The following is an 18,000-nucleotide window of genomic DNA, read 5'->3' on the forward strand; positions in this document are numbered from 1 at the left end:
AGGAATAAAGAATAGATAAGGAGATTTTACTCCCTACGGTCGTAAAATTCTATTTTATGTTGTTGGGGGATTCGTAATCCCCCAACCAATAACGTAGGGACTGAATATATTCAGTCCTCCCGCCGTATGAAGAGGCGAGGGAATTAATTGACGATTGACAATTGACAGTGGACAATTTAAGGTACAAATCGGCTGAAGCCGATTTGACATATAATATTTTAGGAACGAAGTGAGTAAAATCACCTTTAACTGTCAATTGTCCACTGTCAATTATCAATTATAAGCGGTAGAGGGGAATTCATTCCCTGTATAATAGCATAGAGAAACAACAAAATTAATTTTCATAAATTGAATTAAACACTACAACATGATACAATAAAGTTAAATAATTCCACTGGAGGGGTGATTTAATGAAAAAATTAATAATAGTCATAATGATTTTGTTTTTAATATTAAGTATATCTGGTTGCCAATCTAAAGGTGACTCAGTTAGCAAAGAACTTACTAACGACGAAGAAATTTTAAATCTAGCAAGACATATAGAAAAACTAGATGGAGAATTTTATAGTTTCGATATAGGTTATGAAGATTATTTTAATAAATTAAAAGAAATAGATAAGCATTTATCTGAAATTGTTCACAATTCGGAAAAAGGATTAAAGGAGTTCCATGCTAATAGGTGTCCAATACAATCAATAAGGTATAATATAACTGAACCGGGTATGTCGTATAAAGGAATTGACAAGATGATTAAAGTAGCTTTAGAGGAAGGAGTAGAATTCCCATGGGAAATTGAAAAGCCTAAAATATCAAAAGTATATACTGATAAAGAAAAAGGGTTTAAATATGTATTTTCTAAAATGGACTGGAGATATACCGATGAAGAACGCTTTTCAACTGTATATGAAGGCAAATGGCTTGGAGATATGTGGACATTGAGAAAATATGTATTTATAAAAGAAAAAGGTAACTGGAAGCTACTTGATATAGAAAGGGAAGATAAATTTATGATGGTAAATAAAGAAGGGGAACCGAGAGAGAGGGAACCGCAGCTTGATAAGTTTAATGGGGAAAAGGTAAAGTTTCAAGAGGTTATTGAGTACTAAGTTAAAGAAGAATGGGTAAAGAAGAAAGAAGAATTAAGGTTATTTTACTCCCGATGGTCGTAAAATTTGATTATGTTGTTGGGGGATTCGTAATCCCTCAACAAATAATGTAGGGACAGGGCATGCCCTGTCCCTCGCCGTATGAAGAGACGGGGGATTAATTGACGACTGATAATTGACAGTGGACAATTTAAGGTACAAATCGGCTGAAGTCGATTTGTAATATAATATTTTAGGAACGAAGTGAGTAAAATTACCTTCAATTGTCAATTATCAACTGTCAATTGTCCATTGTAAAAGGTAAAGGGGGAATTCATTCCCCCACCTATTTTAAAGACAAGGAAAGTAGAGTGGATAAGAAGTGAGAAATATAGAGGTGGAGATAATGGCAAAAATAAATAAAAATATAAAGTCATTAATTATAATTTCCATATTTATTATTTTGATTTTAATAGTTAAAAATAATATGTTTTTTGAAAACACTAACAATACTGAAATAAAAAAACTAATAGAGAATGTGGAATTAGCAGATCATCAATTATCGAATTTGAAAATCACATATGACGAATATTTAGATAAATTAGATAATTTATTTTATAACCAATTTGAAAAGGAGTCTCATAATGAAAGATTTTATGGTTCTAATGTAAAAAATATAGAGAATATTAATACAGATTTTTTATTAAATAATGAGAGTGAATTTTCTAAAAATGTTAAGGTGTCTATTTCAGAGGTTTATGATTGTGGATGGACTACAAATGAGAATTGGAAATGGGTATATACAAAATCTAATTTAACTTTTAAAGATGAAGATAATGAAAACATTATTTCTAATAAAAGATATACTTTAAAAAATAACGATAATATTTGGCAAATAGTAAGTATAGATTTTGAGATATATTTACAGTCAGCATTAAATGAGGACAATACCAGTGATATACTAAACTATAATGAGAAAGCATATGAACCTAAATATGATATTCATGAAAATGAAAAGATAAAGTACCTTTACACCTTTTATCCACTAAAGGAATAGGGGTGGGAATTATTAATTGAATTGTGGGAATATTTTAAAATGTATAAGTAGAAGGGGAGGTTTACTATGAAAAAGTTATTAATAGTTACAATGGTTTTAGTTTTAATATTTAGTATGGTTGGTTGCAAATCTAAAGATGAATCAATTAGCAAAGAACTTACTAGTGATGAAGAAATTTTAAATCTAGCAAGACATATAGAAAGGCTAGATGGAGAATTTTATAGATTCGATATAGGTTATGAAGATTATTTTAATAAACTAAAAGAAATAGATAACCATTTATCTGAAACAGTTCATAATTCAGACGAAAGATTAGAAGATTTTCATATCTATAGATGCCCAATCACTGTAATAAGTCATAAAATAATTATAGAAGATAAGTCCCATAAAGAGATTGATAAAGGAATTAAAGCGTTGGTAGAAGGAGAAAAAGAAACTCCATGGAAGATTGAAAAATCTAAAATATCAAAGGTATATACCGATGAAGAAAAAGGTTTTAAATATGTGTTTTCTAAAATAGATTGGGGATATACTGATGAAAAGTACTTTTCAAATGAATATGAAGGTAAGTGGGCTGGAGATATGTGGTCAATAAGGAGATATACATTTGTAAAAGAAGAAGGGAACTGGAAGCTACTTTATGTAGAAAGAGAAGATAAACTTATGGTTGGCGATAAAGAAAAGGAATCAAAATTTGGTAAGTTTAATGGAGAAGAGGTAGAGTTTGAAGAGATAATTGACGATTGACAATTGACAGTGGACAATTTAAGGTACAAATCGACTGAAGCCGATTTGAAATATAATATTTTAGGAACGAAGTGACTAAAATCACCTTCAATTGTCAATCGTCAACTGTCAATTATAAAAGGTAGAGGTTAAGGAAGTAGTAGAGTATTAAAATACCACGTTATTGACTAAATAATAAATATATGTAATAATATTTTATAGTAAGTTATTAAGAATATGAAAGGTTAGGTGGAAAGATGCGCAAATAATCCTGTTTAGATTCATTGAATGAAATAGTTATGAGAAATGGACGATATAAAATACTATTTTATTTCTAGATGGGATTAGTGTGTCAAAAAACGCCTAATTTATATATAAAATACTCTTTAAATGGACAATTGACAATTGACAGTGGACAATTTAAGGTACAAATCGGCTGAAGCCGATTTGGAATATAATATTTTAGGAACGAAGTGACTAAAATTACTTTTAATTGTTAATTGTCAAATGTCCACTGTCAATTGCATTTATCGTTTTGGTGTTTTTGAATATAATCCTCTCTGGAAATACAGGGGAGGTTTTTTTATGCTTATTTTAGAAGCTAATAATATAAAAAAATACTATAGAGATAGATTAATACTTGATTTTGATAATTTAAAAATATATAAAGAAGATCGAATTGGAATCGTTGGGTTAAATGGTGCAGGAAAGACAACCCTTATGAATATATTAACCAAAAGAATAAGTCCCGATGAAGGTTTTGTAAAACTATATGGCACCCACTCCTATATTCCACAACTGGATAACTTAGATGATGATTATACAGACCTTAAGGTTGCATCGGAGTTTGATGTTGATTATGATTATTCAAATAAATTAAGTGGCGGGGAGAAAACTAGGTTAAAAATAGTTAAAAGTTTAAGCAAAAATTCTAGCATACTATTTGCAGATGAACCTACTTGCAATCTTGATATGAAGGGTATAAAAATGATAGAGGAAAAACTTAAAGACTTAGATATTCCTATTGTCTTAATATCCCATGATAGAAGTTTACTTGATAATATTTGTAATAAAATAATAGAAGTAGAGGATGGAAAGATAAAGGAATATAAGGGAAACTATAGTGACTATAAAGAACAAAAAGAAATGGAGTTAAAAAGAAAAAAGGATGAGTACGAAAATTATATAAGGGAAAAGAAAAAACTGGAAAGTGCCATACAGGATAAGTTTGAAAAGACCATATCTATGAAAAAGACACCATCAAGAATGGGAAATTCAGAAGCTAGGCTTCACAAAAGGAGTACAACCCAAATACAAGGTAAGCTCCATGGAGCTAGAAAGGCATTGGAAACCAGGCTAGAAAAGCTAGATAAAAAAGAGAGGGTAATTGAGCCAGATAAGGTTAAAATAGATATACCATCCATAGGAGAACTCCATAGTAAAGTGGTTATAAGGGGAAAGGAGCTATCTAAATCCTTTGGAGATAAGGTATTATTTAAAAATGGTGATATACAAATATATAATGGGGATAAGGTGGCTTTAATTGGAGATAATGGAACAGGTAAAACTACCCTTATTCGAATGTTACTAGATGGCCATGACAATATAAAGGTTTCTAAAAAGGCTAAAATAGGTTATTTTAGTCAAAATCTAAATGTATTAGATGACAATAAAACAGTACTTGAGAATGTTATGGAGGATACTATCCATTCTCAAACTTTTGTCAGAACTATATTAGGGAGATTATTATTTAAAAATGATGATGTAAATAAGATGGTTAGCATATTAAGCGGAGGAGAAAGGGTAAAAACCGCCATAGCCAAAATATTTTTACAAGATATAAACATTATAATCCTAGACGAACCAACAAACTTTTTAGACACCGATTCAATAGAAGCTATAGAAGATGTGTTAAATGACTATGAGGGAACCCTGTTTTTCATATCCCATGATAGAAGTTTTATAGAAAAGATAGCACACAAGGTAATTGTTCTAGAAAATAAAAGGTTGATTGAGTTTAATGGAACCTATAAAGAGTATATAGAAAGTAAAAATAAAAATGATGAAGATCAAGATATAAAAGAACAGTTATTAGTACTTAAAAACAGATTATCAGAAATAACGGGAAGGTTATCTATGCCATCTGTTGATGATGATGTGGAAGAGTTAGATAGGGAGTTTAAAGAGGTGGCAAGGGAGATAAACCTTTTAAAGGCAAAGAATAAATAATAGAGAATAAAGAATAGATAGGGTAATTTTACTCCCTATGGTCGTAAAATTTCAATTTATGTTGTTGGGGGATTCGTAATTCCCCAATCAATAACGTAGGGACTGAATATATTCAGTCCCCCGCCGTATGAAGATGCGGGTGAATTATATGAAGAATTGGACATATAATATAAATAAATTGATTTTTATGTAAACTGTGATAAAATAAAAACAGACCCAATTGGGTCTGTTTTTAATGTTTAAATAGTTCTTTAAAAACAAAGAATAAATAATAGAGAATAAAGAATAGATAGGGTAATTTTACTCCCTATGGTCGTAAAATTTCAATTTATGTTGTTGGGGGATTCGTAATACCCTAACCAATAACCTAGGGGCTGAATAAGCCCGCCTGCCCTATGAAGAGGCGGGAGGGATCAATTGACGATGGACAATTGACAGTGGACAATTTAAGGTACAAATCGGCTGAAGCCGATTTCAAATATGATATTTTAGGAACAAAGTGACTAAAATCACCTTTAATTGTCAATTGTCAACTGTCAATTGTTAACTATATAAATAATACATCTTCGAATGAAATCGAAGTCACTTGTAAACAGATGGAGGAAAAAATATGAAAATAAAAAGAGACGATATTAGAAACATAGCTATAGTTGCCCACGTAGACCATGGAAAGACTACATTAGTGGATCAATTATTAAGACAAAGTGGTACATTTAGAGAAAATCAGGTTGTTGAAGAAAGGGTAATGGACTCAAATGACCTAGAGAGGGAAAGAGGTATTACCATATTATCTAAAAATACGGCAATAAAATATGGGGATACAAAAATAAATATAATAGATACCCCAGGCCATGCGGACTTTGGAGGAGAAGTGGAACGGGTTTTAAAAATGGTAAATGGGGTTATATTAGTTGTTGATGCCTTTGAAGGACCAATGTCCCAAACTAAGTTTGTATTAAAGAAAACTCTTGACCTTAACTTACCTGTAATAGTATGTATAAACAAAATAGATAGACCAGAGGCTAGACCAGAGGCAGTAATAGATGAAGTTTTAGATTTATTTATAGAGTTAGGAGCAGATGAAGAACAGTTAGATTGCCCCTTTGTATTTGCTTCAGCTAAGGATGGTACAGCATCTTTAGATAGCGAAAAGCAGGATGAAAATATGGAAGTACTATTTGAAACGGTTGTTGAAAATATACCAGCTCCAGAAGGGGACGAAGAAGAGCCTTTTCAAATATTAATATCAACAATAGACTATAGTGAGTATGTTGGTCGTATTGGTGTTGGTAAGGTTGAGAGGGGTAAAATAAAGGTAAATGATAACACTGTTATTGTAAACAAAGAAGAGCCGGATAAAATGAAAAAGGTTAAAATAACAAATATATATGAATTTGAAGGATTAAACAGAGTAGCTGTAGAAGAGGCTAAAATGGGAAGTATAGTAGCGGTAACAGGGGTTGAAGGTATCCATATTGGTGATACAATCTGTGATGTTGATAATCCTGAACCTTTAGATTTTGTAAAAATTTCTGAACCAACTATATCAATGAGATTTTCTGTAAACAATAGTCCCTTTGCAGGTAGAGAAGGAAAATATGTTACATCAAGACAACTTAGGGATAGATTATTTAAAGAGCTTAATACTGATGTTAGTTTAAAAGTTGAGGAAACAGAATCAACAGAATCCTTTAAAATATCAGGAAGAGGAGAATTACACCTTTCCATATTAATTGAGACTATGAGAAGACAGGGTTATGAATTCCAGGTATCTAAGCCAGAGGTGCTATTTAAAAAGATAGATGGTAAGAAATGTGAGCCTATGGAAAAGGTAGTAATAGATGTTCCAGAGGAATTTATGGGAGCAGTTATAGAAAAACTAGGTAAAAGAAAAGGTGAAATGGTAAATATGACCCAATCAAATGGAGGATATACTAGACTTGAGTTCTCCATACCGGCTAGGGGACTTATTGGTTATCGTTCAGAGTTTATGACAGATACCAAAGGAAATGGTATATTAAACTCATTGTTTGATGGTTATGAGCCCTATAAAGGTGAGATAGCAAGCCGTAGCTATGGGTCATTGGTTGCATTTGAAACAGGAACTGCCACAACCTATGGATTATATAATGCTCAAGAAAGGGGATTCCTTTTCATTGGCGCAGGAACAGAAGTATATGGCGGAATGGTGGTAGGGCAAAACCCTAAAGCTCAAGATATAGAAGTAAATGTTTGTAAGAAAAAGCATGTATCAAATGTTAGATCCTCAGGATCAGATGATGCACTAAAATTATCACCGCCTAAGAGAATGAGCTTAGAAGAGTGCTTAGAATTTATAGATGATGATGAAGTTGTTGAAGTTACTCCAGAAAATCTTAGAATAAGAAAATCTATTTTAGATAAAAACAAAAGATATAAATCTAAGAAATAGGGAGGAGATATTTTGTCAACTGAATGGGATGGTATGATTACTTTTTTAGGAACTGAGGATTTAGAAAAGACCCATAAGTTTTATAATGGGGTATTGGGATTTCCCCTTTATAAGGACCAAGGATTGTGCAGAATCTACAAAGTAGAAGGCGGAGGCAAGGTTGCCTTTTGCAGTCACATTAAAGTCTTAGCAGAAGAAAAAAGCCCTATATTGACCTTTTTAACAGATGATGTTGATAAGGTATATGAAGATTTATCACAAGCAGGATTTGATTGTCATAAACCTAAGGAGAATCCTAAGTTTAAGATTTACCATCTTTTCACGAAAGACCCAAATGGATATTCAGTGGAGGTACAAAAGTTTTTAGATTAAAAAAAGGCCAAAATATTTTGGTCTTTTTTTAATGCAAAGAATAAATAATAGATTTTGGATAAAGATGCTTCTAGATTAGGTAGTGGATTTAAATTTAAAATAGGTTGGGGAATAAGTGATCCTCGTACTGGTCTTGTTGTATCTTTAAAGATAGACAAAGATAGGAGAGATGATGAATTTAGTTTCACACGATATAATCGCGAAGATGAAGTTGTAAAGAAAGCTGAAGGTGTTTTAAGTTCCAATTATTATTTAGAAGATATAAACCGTGATCAATTTAAAGCTAGTTTTGATATAGGGAGTCATTATAAATATGGAATTACAGGGTATAAAGATTTAGATATAACTTATGAATATACTATTGCAAGTAGAGAGGATTATCATAGAGAAGATGATAGTAGAAGAGTATCAGTTGAATATAAAGTTATAGAATGATAAGACAAGCCAAATGCTTATAAACTTATAAGTATTTGGCTTGTTGGATAGTAAAGAAAACATATAATTGAAAATAAGTTTAGTCATGGTAATATATATATAAGTGTCATATTGAAACAATTAATGGTATAATAACATTAATAAATTAATGTATCCAGTAAAACTATAAATATACTGCAATCAAATAAACTAGTTTACAAAATAATTTTTGTAAGGCAAGATAATTCATTGAGTTTTTTGACTTTGGTTAAATGAAAGGAATGGTTATGAAGATGTGGAAAAAAGTATCAATAGTTTTTATCGTTAGTATTATCTTTCTAATAGGAAGTAATGTATTTTTTTATCATGAGTATAAAGTGCTGAAAAATTACAGAACAGAACATTACAAATTTAAAATAGAAGAAGGCTTAGAAAATACTATACATAGGGGAATACTTAATATAAATGATTGTCTAAAGTTCCTTGAAGATAACTCAAGGGATAGTTTGATATTTAAGATTACGGATTTAAGTAATACCTTTAGATTTGGAGAAATGATACTTTCCCAAAATATAGATTCTGAAAATAAAGAGAATATATTTTTACAATATGCTAGACTTTTCGAACAGTCTTATTGGCATATAGAAAACAGGTTAAAAGAAGGAATACAGTTTCATTTAAATAAAGATAGTACCGGCACTAAAATGATAATAAAAGAAAATCTACAGCAAATGAAGGAAAGTCTTCAATATTTAAAAGAAAATTTAGACATGGATATATTTATTAATTCAGAAAATAAAACTGTAGAAAATGAAACAGAGAGATTAATTAAAGAAATACTGAAAAAAGAATCTAAGATTTTAAAAGATGATGATATAAATATTTTAGAGGAATATCGTAATCAGTTTCGTTATTATTTAGATTAACTATATAAAATGATTGAATGAATTCAGTGCTACGGTTATTTAGGTGAAAGGAAGAAATGGATTTTAAGTCTGGTAGAGGGAAATTCATTCCCCGTAAGGATATGGAAGGAGAGGAAATATTTCCTCCCATTCTATATCATTTAAACCTTTAACAACTTAGCATTCACAGCAACTATAACTGTACTCAATGACATCAATATGGCACCAACGGCAGGGGATATAACTATTCCTGCTTTATATAATACACCGGCTGCAAGGGGTATAGCAAATACATTATAGCCAGTTGCCCATATAAGGTTTTGTATCATTTTTTTATAGGTGGCCTTACCAAACTTGATTAAAGATACAACATCCTTTGGGTTACTATTAACCAATATAATATCGGCAGTTTCTGCTGCAACATCGGTACCAGAACCTATGGCTATACCAATATCAGCTTTAGCAAGGGCAGGGGCATCATTGATACCGTCCCCGGTCATGGCCACGAAGTTATATTTTTGTTGAAGCTCTTTTATCTTATCCTGTTTTTCATCGGGTAAGACTTCGGCAAAATAGCCATCTAGATTTAGCTTGTTAGATACTTCCTTTGCAGTGTTTTCATTGTCTCCAGTTAGCATCCAACATTTGATACCTTCTTTTTTAAGACTTTCAATTGCTTCAAAGGAATCTTCTCTTATTTCATCGGATAGACTAATTGCTGATACTAAATTGTCATCAACCAGTAAAAAGACTATTGTAGATATAGAGTCATCCGGTAGGCTGTCAGGGATAGTTATATTATTTTCTTCTAAATATCCCGGACTTACCACCTTTATATTTTTATTATTAACCATACCTTTTACTCCCTTACCCTTTATGGCTTCAAAATCCGATGCTTCTAATAAATCCACATCCATATCCTTTGCCTTTTTAGTAATACCGTTGGCTATGGGGTGTTCTGAATCACCTTCTAAGGATGCAGCTAAGGAAATTATGTCTTCTTTGCTGTAATTATCATCAAAAACTTTTATAGAGTTAACTCCAAATTCTCCTTTAGTAAGGGTACCTGTTTTATCAAAAACTATAGTGTCTACATTTCTAGAGTTTTCAAATGATGTTCTATTTCTTATTAAGAGTCCATTTTTAGCAGATAGGGTTGTTGAATTTGCAACCACCAGAGGCATTGCAAGGCCTAGGGCATGGGGACAAGTTATAACCATTACTGTGGCCATTCTTTCTATTGCAAATTGAAGACTTCCATCTATTATATACCATGCAATAAAGGTTATAACACCTACACTTAATGCTATGATAGTCAACCAAAAAGCAGCCTTATCAGCAAGGTTTTGGGTTTTAGACTTTGATTCTTGGGCTTCTTCCACCATAGTAATGACTTTAGATAGGTAGGAATCATCACCTAAACTTTCCACTACTATCTCAATAGAACCTTCTCCATTTATAGAACCAGCTATAACTTTATCATTTTCTCCTTTTTCAACAGGTTTTGATTCCCCTGTTAGCATTGATTCATTTACTGAAGTACTTCCCTTTTTTATAGTTCCATCGGCAGGAATTTTTTCTCCCGGTTTTACCAACAATCTATTTCCCGATGAAAGCTCATTAACTTTAACATCCACCACGTCATCTTCCTTAATAAGATGGGCTTCATTTGGCATTAACTCTGAAAGTTTTTCAAGGGCATTTGAAGCATTGGCAACTGATTTCATCTCAATATAGTGACCTAAAAGCATTATATCAATAAGGGTTGCCAACTCCCAGAAAAAGCCACTACCATCTAATACAAAAATAGTACCTACACTATATAAGTAAGCAACAGATATTGCCATGGCAATAAGGGTCATCATACCCGGGGATTTTTTCTTTATTTCATCGATTAATCCCGTTAAAAATGGCCAACCTCCATATATGAAAATAAATGATGATAATATTAAAATTACATAATCATCATAATTAAAACTTATGGTAAAGTTAAACCAACTTTGTATAGTCTTAGAAAGTAATAAAATGGGCACTGTGATAATCATTGATACTATAAACCTAATCTTAAAATCTTTAATCATATGTTTATGATGTTCTTTATTATCCAAAATAATCCTCCTTTATTAATTATGGTTATATAGTTTTACTACCCCAAAAAATTTAAAATAAAAATCGTATAAAAGAAGGAATTAGAAAATATATGTAGAAATTGTACATTGAGGTATAAATATAGTTACTAAGAGATATATATTATGATGGAGAGTTGATTTTCCGAAGGTAATTTTAAATTGACAAAAGGGGGTTATATATTGGGAAATTGGTTAAATGATATACCTCAATTTGAAAGGTTATTTTGGTATTTAGCAGTTCCATTCTCTGTGGTATTTGTTATACAGACTATATTAACTTTCACCGGATTAGGTGGTGAAGGTGATTTTGATATAGATGTTGATGGTGCTGATGGAGATAGTATGTTTGATAGTGGAAACTTTCCTTTTTTTAGTGTAAGAAACTTTGTTATATTTTTCACTGTATTTGGCTGGAGTGGTATAGTTTTTAATAGCAATGGAGCTAGTAAGGTTTTAACTATTATTGTTTCAGTTCTTTTAGGTCTCATTACCATGTTTATAGTAGCTAGTATATTTTACTTTATGAGTAAAATGACCGAAAGTGGTAATATGAATTTAAACAATGCCCTCTTTGAAACCGGTGATGTTTATTTAACTATACCGGAAAATAGAAGTGGAGTAGGAAAGGTTCATATAACCATACAAGGCTCCTTAAGGGAAGTAGATGCCATAACCGATGGAGAAAAAATTCCTACAGGGTCAACTGTAAGGGTATTGGAGGTTATAAACAACCAAAAATTATTGGTTGAAAAAATATATGAATAAAAATAGGGAGGTATATTTATGGAAGGTTCAATTATATTAATATCGGTTATAGCTGTTATTATTTTTGTAACTATTGTGGCTATATTTTCAAGGTACAAAAGATGTCCATCGGACAAAATATTAGTTGTATATGGTAAAGTAGGTAAAAGTTCCGAAGGAGTATTTACTTCATCAAAATGTATCCATGGTGGAGCTGCATTCGTATGGCCAGTGTTTCAAAGTTATGAATTCTTAGATTTAACACCTATATCTATAGAGGTAAATCTAGCCAATGCATTAAGTAAGCAGAATATCAGGGTTGATGTTCCATCAAGATTTACGGTTGGTGTTTCAACTGAACCGGGGGTTATGACAAATGCTGCCGAAAGACTTTTAGGACTTAAACTTAATGATATCCAAGAACTTGCAAAGGATATTATATTTGGTCAATTAAGACTAGTTATAGCAACAATGGATATAGAAGAAATAAATACAGATAGGGATAAATTCCTTGCAGCGGTATCAAGTAACGTTGAGTCGGAACTTAAGAAAATAGGTTTAAGACTTATAAACGTAAACGTTACAGATATTAAAGATGAGTCAGGATATATAGAGGCCCTTGGTAAGGAAGCAGCAGCTAAGGCTATAAATGATGCTAAGAAAACTGTTGCAGAGAAAAACCGTGACGGTGCAATAGGTGAGGCTAATGCCAAGAAGGATGAAAGGGTTCAAGTATCCAGTGCCAATGCTTCAGCTGTAGAAGGTGAGAATAAGGCTAAGGTTTCTATTTCAAATTCTGAGGCTGAAAGAAGAGAGAAGGAAGCAGAAGCCAATAGAAAAGCAGTTGCAGCAGAGAAGGTTCAATCTGCTAAGGCCCTTGAAGAAGCATACTCGGCAGAGCAAGCAGCAGAGAAGGCCCGTGCTGAAAGGGAAAGAGCAACTAAGACAGCTGATGTTGTGGTTCATGCTGAAATAGAAAAACAAAGGGTAGAAATCGAGGCAGAGGCAGAAGCAGAGCAAACAAGACGTAGAGCAAAGGGTGAAGCCGATGGTAAATTACTTAATATGCAAGCAGAAGCCCAAGGTATTATGGAAATACTAAGTAATCAAGCAGAAGGTTTTGAAAGAATCGTTAAAGCAGCTGGAGGAAATGCTCAAGATGCGGTTACCCTTATGATAGCTGATAAATTGCCTGAGCTAGTTGAAAAACAAGTGGAAGCTATTAAAAATATTAAAATAGATAAAGTTACAGTTTGGGATTCAATGGGAGGAGACGGTAACGGGACTCCTTCAACTGCAAACTTTATATCAGGAATGTTAAAATCAGTACCTCCATTTGAAGATGTATTTAATATGGCAGGTATGGAGCTTCCAAATTATCTAAAGGGAAAAAAAGAAGAGTTAAAGGAAGATATAAAGGATATGGAAGAGATTAAGCCTAAGGTGGTAAAAGAGGATAATAATAAAGAGAATATAGAAGAGTAATAATAAGGGGGAACCAATATGGTTCCCTTCTTTTATAATTGAGAATTGACAATTGACAGTGGATAATTAAAGGTACAAATCGGCCAAAGCCGATTTAAATATAATATTTTACGAACAAAGTGAGTAAAATCACCTTTAATTCTCCATTGTCCACTGTCAATTGTCCATTATAATTAGGTAGAGGGGAATTCATTCCCCAATACAATAAGATAAAAGAAAGGAACGATAACATGAAAAATAAAAAGAGAATAAGGGATTATGGTATCAATATAGGAAAGCTTAAAACAGGAAACAGAAACTCTATTACAGATGTGGCTGGTGTAAAGGTAGGGCATACTACACTAGATAATAAGGAAATAAAAACTGGGGTTACAGTTATTACACCCCATCAGGGTAATATGTTTAAGGAAAAGCTTATGGCGGCAAGTCATGTTATAAATGGATTTGGCAAATCAATGGGAACTATACAGATAAATGAACTGGGTACCTTAGAAACTCCTATAGTATTAACCAATACCCTAAGTATAGGGGTTGCAGCCGATGCCCTTATAGAATATATGTTAGAAAATAATGATGATATAGGTAAAACTACGGGAACTGTAAATCCCATAGTATGTGAATGTAACGATGGATATCTTAATGATATAAGGGGAAGCCATGTAAAAAGAGAACATATATTTAAGGCATTTGATAGTATAAGTGATGATGTTAAAGAGGGCGCTGTTGGTGCTGGAACTGGAATGTCCTGTTATGGGTTAAAGGGAGGCATAGGTACATCTTCTAGGGTGATAAATATAGATGATAATGAATATACTATAGGTATATTAGTTCTTAGTAATTTTGGCAGACAACAGGACTTTATTATGGATGGAGTAAAAGTGGGACAGAAAATTTGTGAAATAGAAGATAAAGAGGATAATGAAAGGGACAAAGGCTCTATAATAATGATACTTGCCACAGATATACCAATGACCTCTAGACAACTTAAAAGGATCTCAAAGAGAACCACAATAGGTTTAAATAGAACTGGATCTTATATGGGAAATGGAAGTGGAGAAGTTGTCATTGCCTTTAGTACAGCAAATAAGATAGACCACTATGATAAAAATGCCACTATAAAAATGGAAGTTTTTAATGAGGTTAAAATAGATGAAGTCTTTAGGGCAGTGGGAGAAGCTACTGAGGAGGCAATACTTAATTCCCTTATTTCCTCAGAAACTACATATGGAAGAGATGGACATTTTAGGAAAGGGTTAAAGGAATATATTAGTTTAAATAAGAATGGGTAAAGAAGAAAGAAGAGTTTTAAAAGCGAAGAATAAAGAATAGAGAATAAAGAATAGATAAGGAGATTTTACTCCCTATGGTCGTAAAATTTCAATTTATGTTATTGGGGGATTCGTAATCCCCCAATAAATAACGTAGGGATTGTCCGTCCGCCGTATGAAGAGGCGGGGAATTAATTGACGATTGACAATTGACAGTGGACAATTTAAGATACAAATCGGCTGAAGCCGATTTGAGTATAATATTTTACGAACAAAGTGAGTAAAATCACCGTCAATTGTCAATTGTCAACTGTCAATTGTCAATTATAATAAATAATACCGATTATCCCAATTGGGATAATCGGTATTTAACACTTTAAAGTCTTAAAAATTTGTTTTATAATATCTATATGGGGGTAAAAAATATTGGATGATAACTTTTATGTGAGAAAGAAGGGATTGAAGTGGATATTAATAAACAATTGCAGCAATTTGTGGACTATTTTAAATCCAATGAAAAGAATGTAGATGAATTTAAAATAGGAATTGAATTTGAACATTTTATAATAGATGGAGAGACAGTTGAAACCATATCCTACTATGGGGAAAAGGGAGTAGAAGATACTTTAAAAAAGATGCTAAAAAAAGGTTGGCAAGGCCAATATGAAGGAAAATATTTATTGGGACTTTCAAAGGAAGGGAAAAATATATCCTTAGAACCGGGAAGTCAATTGGAGTTTAGTATAAGTCCCCATAGGGATATTTTAGATATTGAAAAGGAATATAATAGTTTTTTACAAGATATAATTCCAATATTAAAGGAAAAGGGACAAAGACTAATAAACCTAGGATATCATCCTAAAACAAAAATAGAAGATATAAAAATAATACCTAAAGATAGGTATGATTTTATGTATAACTACTTTAGAACAAAGGGCAAAAATGCCCACAATATGATGAAGGGAACGGCATCAATTCAACTTACTGTAGATTATTCATCGGAGGAAGACTATATAAAGAAGTTTAAGATAGCAAATGCTCTATCTCCTGTGATATATGGTATATTTGATAATAGTCCATTTTTTGAAGGGGAAGCCTGTAGTAACAATGGTCTTAGGATAGATATATGGAATAATTGTGATGATGATAGGTCAGGAATAGTTGAAGGAACCTTTGATAATGACTTTGGATATAGAAAGTATGGGGAATATATTCTAAATAGACCTCCCATATTTATAGATGATGGGAAAGAACTAAACTTTACAGAGGAAAGTGTATATAGGGAATTATTTAATCCCGATAATTATACCAAAGAGGAATTTGAACATGTGCTTACAATGTTTTTTCCCGACGTAAGAACTAAAGGGTTTATTGAGATAAGAATGACCGATTCAGTACCCTATCCTCTAAATTTTTCAGTTATAGCATTATGGAAGGGATTATTATATGATAATAAAAACTTAGAAGAAGTATATAATTATATAAAGGATATATCAATGGATGATGTTAGAAAATCCAAGATAGATGTTATAAATAATGGGTTAGAAGGGAAATTAAAAGATAGGACCATATATGATATATCAAAATACTTAATAGCATTATCTAAAAAGGGACTTAATGATAATGAAAAACATTATCTAGAACCACTAGAAGAAATGATCAATAAGAAAAAGACACCGGCTATGATAACTAAAGACAGATTATCCCAGGGATTAAAAGATGCACTAAACTGGTGTATGAAATAATACTTTATAATAAGTTGAGGTGAAGGTATGAATACAAATAGTTTATTAAAGGAGTTCCATAAAATAGTACTAAAAAATAATCCTAAAACCGACTATCTAGATACAGTAAAAAAAGTGGAAAATTCCAATGCTAAATATAAGGGAAAGGCTGTACCATTTTTATATAATCCAATGTTTTTTACACAGGATGATATTACAAACTTTGAAAAAATAACTGATAAAATCATGGGGATATTAAATAAAGTAATAGATAGATATATAAATTATCCAGAGTTTAGAAAGAAGTTTGATTATCCTAAACTACTAGAGGAACTTATATTACTAGACCATGGCTATAATTTTAATGTACCTATGGCAAGATTTGATGTATTTTATAAAGACTATGAAAACTTTAAGTTTTGTGAATTTAACACCGACGGTTCCTCGGCCATGAATGAGGATAATACTTTAGCTAGGATTTTCTTAGAAGGTGATTCAGTTAAGGAAATGGGAGAAAAATATAATATAAACTATATAGAGCTTATATACAAATGGGTTGATGAAAGTATAAGTATTTTTAAAGGATGGAATAAGGATATAGATAAACCCAATGTAGCCATAGTGGATTTTGAAGGAAGTGGAACACCGGCAGAATTTCAAGAGTTTAAAAAGGCATACATAGACAAGGGATATAATGCCTATATAGTAGATCCAAGGGATTTAAAATATACTGATGGGAAACTATATTTTAATGATATAAAAATAGATTTAATATATAGACGTATAGTAACAAGGGAATTTATTGAAAGAAGCCATGAGATAAGGGATCTAATAAATGCATATAGGGAGGGAGCCGTATGTCTAGTTGGCCCCATAAGATCCCAAATACCCCACAATAAAATAATATTTAAGATATTACATGAAGAGGATACATTAGAGTTTTTAGACAAAGAAGAGAGGGAATATATAAAGAAGCACATTCCTTATACTAAGGAGTTTAAAGATAATAAAGATTTAATTAAAGAAGCATTAAATAATAAAAATAAATACGTACTGAAACCTAAAGACCTATTTGCATCAAAGGGTGTATATGTGGGTAAAGATTATGATGATAAAAGCTGGAAAGTAAAAGTAGAAGGACACTTTAACAAAGACTATCTACTTCAAGAATTTTGTGTTCCATATAAAAGGGATATAGTAGAGTATACTGATGGAGAATTTAAAGTAAATAGCTTTAATCAGATATTAGGATTATATATATATAGGGAGAAATTTGCAGGGTTGTATAATAGGGTAGGAAAGAACAACATAATATCAGGGTTACATGGGTGTTATACACTTCCCAATTTAATAGTGGAAGATAAAAATGTGGGAGCACAATAAAATCTATAAATAAAAAACCCCACAGAGTTATATATAACTCTGTGGGGT

At 31.8% G+C, this 18,000-nt stretch carries 14 protein-coding genes; 13 read left to right on the plus strand and 1 reads right to left on the minus strand.

The window, feature by feature from the left end; translation table 11 throughout:
* Nucleotides 1-410 precede the first annotated feature (410 nt).
* The 8 genes from V6137_RS04915 (at nucleotide 411) to V6137_RS04950 (ending at nucleotide 9,240) form a co-directional block, all read left to right on the plus strand.
* Nucleotides 411-1,106: an LptM family lipoprotein gene (locus V6137_RS04915; RefSeq protein WP_425446773.1), complete on the plus strand. Its 696-nt coding sequence runs from the start codon at nucleotides 411-413 to the stop codon at nucleotides 1,104-1,106.
* A 385-nt stretch (nucleotides 1,107-1,491) separates the two neighbouring features.
* The gene (locus V6137_RS04920; protein ID WP_425446774.1) at nucleotides 1,492-2,142 is read left to right on the plus strand and encodes a hypothetical protein; all 651 of its coding nucleotides are present in this window, start codon (nucleotides 1,492-1,494) and stop codon (nucleotides 2,140-2,142) included.
* A 66-nt stretch (nucleotides 2,143-2,208) separates the two neighbouring features.
* Nucleotides 2,209-2,889, plus strand: coding sequence for a hypothetical protein (locus V6137_RS04925; RefSeq protein ID WP_425446775.1), 681 nt, complete (start codon nucleotides 2,209-2,211; stop codon nucleotides 2,887-2,889).
* A gap of 564 nt (nucleotides 2,890-3,453) precedes the next feature.
* Nucleotides 3,454-5,097, plus strand: a complete 1,644-nt coding sequence (abc-f, locus tag V6137_RS04930) for a ribosomal protection-like ABC-F family protein (RefSeq protein WP_425446776.1) — start codon at nucleotides 3,454-3,456, stop codon at nucleotides 5,095-5,097.
* Between the two features lie 610 nt (nucleotides 5,098-5,707).
* Nucleotides 5,708-7,528: a translational GTPase TypA gene (gene typA / locus V6137_RS04935; protein ID WP_425446777.1), complete on the plus strand. Its 1,821-nt coding sequence runs from the start codon at nucleotides 5,708-5,710 to the stop codon at nucleotides 7,526-7,528.
* Between the two features lie 12 nt (nucleotides 7,529-7,540).
* Nucleotides 7,541-7,900: a VOC family protein gene (locus V6137_RS04940; RefSeq protein WP_425446778.1), complete on the plus strand. Its 360-nt coding sequence runs from the start codon at nucleotides 7,541-7,543 to the stop codon at nucleotides 7,898-7,900.
* A 54-nt stretch (nucleotides 7,901-7,954) separates the two neighbouring features.
* The gene (locus tag V6137_RS04945) at nucleotides 7,955-8,335 is read left to right on the plus strand and encodes a hypothetical protein (protein WP_425446779.1); all 381 of its coding nucleotides are present in this window, start codon (nucleotides 7,955-7,957) and stop codon (nucleotides 8,333-8,335) included.
* Nucleotides 8,336-8,601: 266 nt separating this feature from the next.
* Nucleotides 8,602-9,240 (plus strand): hypothetical protein, encoded by a 639-nt coding sequence (locus tag V6137_RS04950; RefSeq protein ID WP_425446780.1) that lies wholly within the window; start codon nucleotides 8,602-8,604, stop codon nucleotides 9,238-9,240.
* Nucleotides 9,241-9,380: 140 nt separating this feature from the next.
* Here V6137_RS04950 and V6137_RS04955 read toward each other — a convergent pair whose 3' ends face one another.
* Nucleotides 9,381-11,327, minus strand: a complete 1,947-nt coding sequence (locus tag V6137_RS04955) for a copper-translocating P-type ATPase (RefSeq protein ID WP_425446781.1) — start codon at nucleotides 11,325-11,327, stop codon at nucleotides 9,381-9,383.
* A 201-nt stretch (nucleotides 11,328-11,528) separates the two neighbouring features.
* On the opposite strand from V6137_RS04955, the gene V6137_RS04960 reads away from it, so the two are divergent.
* The 5 genes from V6137_RS04960 to V6137_RS04980 all read left to right on the plus strand — a co-directional run bounded on the left by V6137_RS04960 (nucleotide 11,529) and on the right by V6137_RS04980 (nucleotide 17,952).
* Entirely contained in the window at nucleotides 11,529-12,113 is a 585-nt protein-coding gene (locus V6137_RS04960) for a hypothetical protein (protein ID WP_425446782.1), read from the plus strand.
* 18 nt (nucleotides 12,114-12,131) lie between these two features.
* Entirely contained in the window at nucleotides 12,132-13,577 is a 1,446-nt protein-coding gene (locus V6137_RS04965; protein ID WP_425446783.1) for a flotillin family protein, read from the plus strand.
* A gap of 230 nt (nucleotides 13,578-13,807) precedes the next feature.
* Nucleotides 13,808-14,866 carry a DmpA family aminopeptidase gene (locus V6137_RS04970; protein WP_425446784.1) on the plus strand — a complete coding sequence of 353 codons (1,059 nt, stop codon included), beginning with the start codon at nucleotides 13,808-13,810 and terminating at the stop codon, nucleotides 14,864-14,866.
* A 443-nt stretch (nucleotides 14,867-15,309) separates the two neighbouring features.
* A complete protein-coding gene (locus V6137_RS04975) occupies nucleotides 15,310-16,590 on the plus strand; it encodes a glutamate--cysteine ligase (protein WP_425446785.1) in 1,281 nt (426 codons plus the stop codon).
* Nucleotides 16,591-16,617: 27 nt separating this feature from the next.
* A complete protein-coding gene (locus tag V6137_RS04980) occupies nucleotides 16,618-17,952 on the plus strand; it encodes a glutathionylspermidine synthase family protein (protein WP_425446786.1) in 1,335 nt (444 codons plus the stop codon).
* The last annotated feature ends 48 nt before the right edge of the window (nucleotides 17,953-18,000 follow it).

It is taken from the genome of Dethiothermospora halolimnae (genome assembly GCF_037577855.1).
Classification (GTDB): Bacteria; Bacillota; Clostridia; order Tissierellales; family VENL01; genus Dethiothermospora; species Dethiothermospora halolimnae.